1 pseudogene is annotated in these 332 nt (G+C 63.9%); it reads right to left on the bottom strand.

The window, feature by feature from the left end:
• A pseudogene (locus EN885_RS33265) lies at window positions 1-332 on the bottom strand (urea ABC transporter permease subunit UrtB); the annotation flags it as partial.

Raw genomic sequence — 332 nt, 5'->3', positions numbered from 1 at the left:
CTCCTGGTTGGTCGGCCCGAAGATCGAGCGCACGGCCTGTTGCAGGATCAGCGAGACGCCCCATGTCGCCAGCAGCGTTTCAAGCGGCCGGCCATAGAGGAAACGGATGACGCCGCGCTCGATGATCAGGCCAACAAGGGCCGCGACGAGGAAGGCCAGCGGCAGCGCAATGACCAGCGACCAGTCGAACAGGCCGGGAAAGGAGGTGCGGATCACCTGCTGGACGACGAAGGTCGTGTAGGCGCCGAGCATGACCATCTCGCCATGCGCCATGTTGATGACACCCATGACGCCGAAGGTAATGGCAAGGCCGATTGCCGCCAGCAGCAGCA

Source organism: Mesorhizobium sp. M6A.T.Cr.TU.014.01.1.1 (genome assembly GCF_004022765.1).
GTDB classification, from domain to species: Bacteria; Pseudomonadota; Alphaproteobacteria; order Rhizobiales; family Rhizobiaceae; genus Mesorhizobium; species Mesorhizobium mediterraneum.
This window is presented reverse-complemented; position numbering and strand designations above follow the sequence as displayed.